The organism is Klebsiella sp. MS 92-3 (genome assembly GCF_000195655.1).
In the GTDB taxonomy this organism is placed as follows: domain Bacteria; phylum Pseudomonadota; class Gammaproteobacteria; order Enterobacterales; family Enterobacteriaceae; genus Klebsiella; species Klebsiella pneumoniae.
In genome coordinates, this window is sequence record NZ_GL882826.1 from 6,155 (window position 1) to 9,685 (window position 3,531).

3 protein-coding genes are annotated in these 3,531 nt (G+C 57.5%); 2 read left to right on the forward strand and 1 reads right to left on the reverse strand.

The window, feature by feature from the left end; genetic code table 11:
- Positions 1 to 327: 327 nt before the first annotated feature.
- Complete coding sequence (locus tag HMPREF9538_RS09650; RefSeq protein ID WP_004148411.1) at positions 328 to 1,560, forward strand: MFS transporter; 1,233 nt, start codon at positions 328 to 330, stop codon at positions 1,558 to 1,560.
- Between the two features lie 40 nt (positions 1,561 to 1,600).
- Here HMPREF9538_RS09650 and HMPREF9538_RS09645 read toward each other — a convergent pair whose 3' ends face one another.
- Positions 1,601 to 2,515, reverse strand: coding sequence for a DMT family transporter (locus HMPREF9538_RS09645; protein WP_009485568.1), 915 nt, complete (start codon positions 2,513 to 2,515; stop codon positions 1,601 to 1,603).
- Positions 2,516 to 2,716: 201 nt separating this feature from the next.
- On the opposite strand from HMPREF9538_RS09645, the gene HMPREF9538_RS09640 reads away from it, so the two are divergent.
- A partial coding sequence (locus tag HMPREF9538_RS09640; protein ID WP_009485569.1) for an iron-containing redox enzyme family protein occupies positions 2,717 to 3,531 on the forward strand: 815 nt, incomplete at its 3' end.

A 3,531-nucleotide genomic window follows, 5' to 3' on the forward strand; every position in this document is an offset into this window, starting at 1 on the left:
CCCCCGCCACCCCCCCCCCCCCCCCCCCGCCGGCGATGGCAATTCTCTTCATGATTCTCTCCCTTCCTGTGGGCAGATGCGGCATTGATGACGCTTCGCTTAAGCGAACCTGGTTTTAATTCTGGTCGAAAATTGCCGAACCGGTGAGGGGAACACGCAATTTGAAACAAATTAGCATGCTAATAAACTTGCCGATTGTCGTAAAAGGGGTGTAATTAACAAAAGAGCAACTTTCTATACAAACAATTTACACAAGCGGTGACCCCAGCTCGCTCTGCTGGACGCCGCGCACACTCCCGGCAATGCCGTCGGGATAGGGATGACAAGATGCACGGCTGGACCTCACGACAGCGTAATGCGGCGATAGCCAGTTTTTTAAGCTGGACGCTCGATGCTTTCGACTTTTTCCTGTTAGTTTTTTTACTGAGCGATATCGCCCACTCGTTTCATGTCGACCTTGAGGAGGTCACCCTGGCGATTCTGCTGACTCTGGCCGTGCGGCCCGTCGGCGCGCTAATTTTCGGCAGGGCGGCGGAGAAGTTTGGTCGCAAACCAATCCTGATGCTCAACATTGTGTTCTTCTCGGCTTTTGAGCTGCTCTCCGCCGCCGCGCCGTCGTTGATGCTGTTTTTCCTGCTGCGGGTGCTGTACGGCGTGGCGATGGGCGGGATCTGGGGCGTGGCCTCTTCGCTGGCGATGGAGACGATCCCCGACCGCTCGCGCGGCCTGATGTCCGGCCTGTTCCAGGCGGGATACCCCTTCGGCTATTTGCTGGCGGCCGTCGCCTATGGGCTGCTTTTTGAACAACTCGGCTGGCGCGGGATGTTTGTCATTGGCGCCGCGCCGGTGCTGCTGCTGCCGTTTATCTATTTCTGCGTCGAGGAGTCTCCGGTTTGGCAGGCGGCCAGGCAGAATAAAGAGAGTACGGCCCTGCTGCCGGTACTGCGTAGCCACTGGAAGCTGTGCCTGTACCTGGTGGTGCTGATGGCGGCTTTCAACTTCTTCTCTCACGGGACGCAGGATCTTTACCCGGTCTTTTTGAAAGTTCAGCACGGCTTCGAGCCTAAAACGGTCAGCATCATCGCGGTCTGCTATAACATCGCCTCGATCATTGGTGGAGTGTTCTTCGGTTCGCTGTCGGAGAAGATTGGCCGACGCAAAGCGATTATGATCGCCGCCCTGCTGGCGCTGCCGGTCATTCCACTGTGGGCTTTCGCCAGCGGCTCGCTGGCGCTGGGGGCGGGGGCGTTCCTGATGCAGTTTATGGTCCAGGGGGCCTGGGGGGTGATCCCCACCTGGCTCAATGAACTGGTCCCGGCCAACACCCGGGCGGTGCTGCCCGGCTTCGTCTACCAGCTGGGTAATTTGCTGGCTTCGGTGAATGCCACTCTCCAGGCATCAATCGCCCAGCATCATGGGCATAACTACGGCCTGGCAATGGCCCTGGTGGCCGGGACGGTGGCGATTGTCATTACCGTCCTGACCTTTTTTGGTCGCGAAGGCCGGGTGATCCAATCCGCAGGAGCGGGACATCACCAGCCGCTCTCCACCAGCCGTTAACTTTTGTGACCGGGCGTGGCCAGGCGCCCGGTCGCATACATTAGTCACGCAGACAAATAGACGCCGCCTGCCGTTTCTCCAGCGAGCAGATCCCAATCCCCACCATGATGAACAGCGCGCTAAACAGATGCCAGGCATGCGGCTGGGTATGCAGGAAGAGGATGCTCAACACCCCGCCGGAGAGGGGGATGATGTGGGTGTAAATTTCGCCCCGCGTGGCGCCAATGGTGGCGATACCTTTGTTCCAGAACAAATAGGCCAGCCACGATGGGAAAATTACCAGATACGCCAGGCCGCTGAGGAAAAACGGCTCGCGCCAGGCTGCCCAGTCCTGCGCCGGGTGGCGCATCAGCCAGAAGATGACGATTGGCACCAGGATCAGGGCGCCGAGCAGCGAGCTGACGGCGACAAAGCCATTCGCCGGGATTCGGCGGTCCTTCAGACGTAACAGCGAACAGTAGAGCGCCCAGCTCAGCGCCGATCCCATCGCCCACAGATCGCCGACGGCAAAGCTATGCAGCGAGGCGGCGTGCAGTGGGTTTCCCTGGAATAAGAGGATCATTACGCCGAGGGTGCTGAAGATGACCCCCAGCCAGTTACGCGCCGATACCGGGTCGCGGAAAATCAGCCGGTTAATCAACAGTACCATGCTCGGCGTGGCGGACATATAGATGGCGGCGTTGAGCGCGGAGGTGGTTTGCAGGCCAATATAGAGCGTGAGCGGGAAACTGACCTGGCCACAGAGGGTGAGCACCACCACCGCCGGGGCGTTTGCCCGCAGCAGGCGGCGACTGCCGGCGATTTGCCGTCGGTAGAGCAGGCCCAGCAGCAGCGCCGTCAGCGCCCAGCGCGCTTCGGTCATCAGGATCGGATCCACGCCCTGCACCAGCACGTGCCCGACAACATAATTCCCGCCCCAGAACAGAGCCGCCAGCGTCAGTAACAGATAGGGCATGATGATTCCTTGTGTCGTTTGTCACTGTACTGAATGGTAATGTTATTGTTTTTATAATATCAATAATACTTTAGTGGTTTTTATTGTATTCATTTAAATTCTTTAATAAACAGTAAATTGACAACGCGTGTGAAATTTACGTTGCCGCATTATGGACGGTACTATACCGTATAGTAGCCATGTATTTCACAGGGATAAATCATGCGTAACACAGATAATGGGGTGATTGGAAGCGACCAGACCGCGGTGATGGCCAGGCTGGCGCTGGATGAGTTAATTGACCAGCTTCTGCACAGCAACGCGCTGTCGCTGAAGCTGACGGCCAACCCGCTGGTGGCCGACAGAGCCTGGCATCTCACTGAGAATACCTGCATCCGCGCCTTCTCCGCTGACGATCCACAGGCCAAAAAGCGTGCGCACCACGCGCTGTTCATTCTTTATCAGTCCTGGCTTGCCGACCCGCTCTCGCCAGCGGCCGCCAATCAGTTTCATCCGCTGCTTTCCGGGATCAGAAATTACATCGAGTCTGAGTGGCTGCGGGCGGAAAGCAAACGCTTCCACCACCAGAGACCAATGCTTAACGCCGGCAATATCGTCGACGAACTGCGCGCCTTATGCCAGCAGCACCCGGCTTCTCATCATCCGCTGTTCGATTTCCTTGCCAGCGAGGCCTCTGCGGCGCAAATCGACTATTTCTTCAAAAGCGACAGCGCCCTCAATCTGCTTTTCTTCGATCTGGTGGCGATGGGGCTGGTGGGCTCGCTGCCGGAAACCCGCGCTGAGATTGCGCAAAATCTGTGGGATGAGATAGGCCAGGGCAGCACCGAGATCACCCACGTTAATCTGTATAAGGATTTACTGAAGCGGCGAAATATCGCCTTACCGGACAATCATTTTGCCCATTTGTACGAGTGGCAGGGGCTGGCCGGGTATAACGCCTTTATGCTGGGCGGCGTAAACCGTCAGCATTACTACAAATCACTGGGCGTGATGGCCATGACCGAGCTGCTCGACCC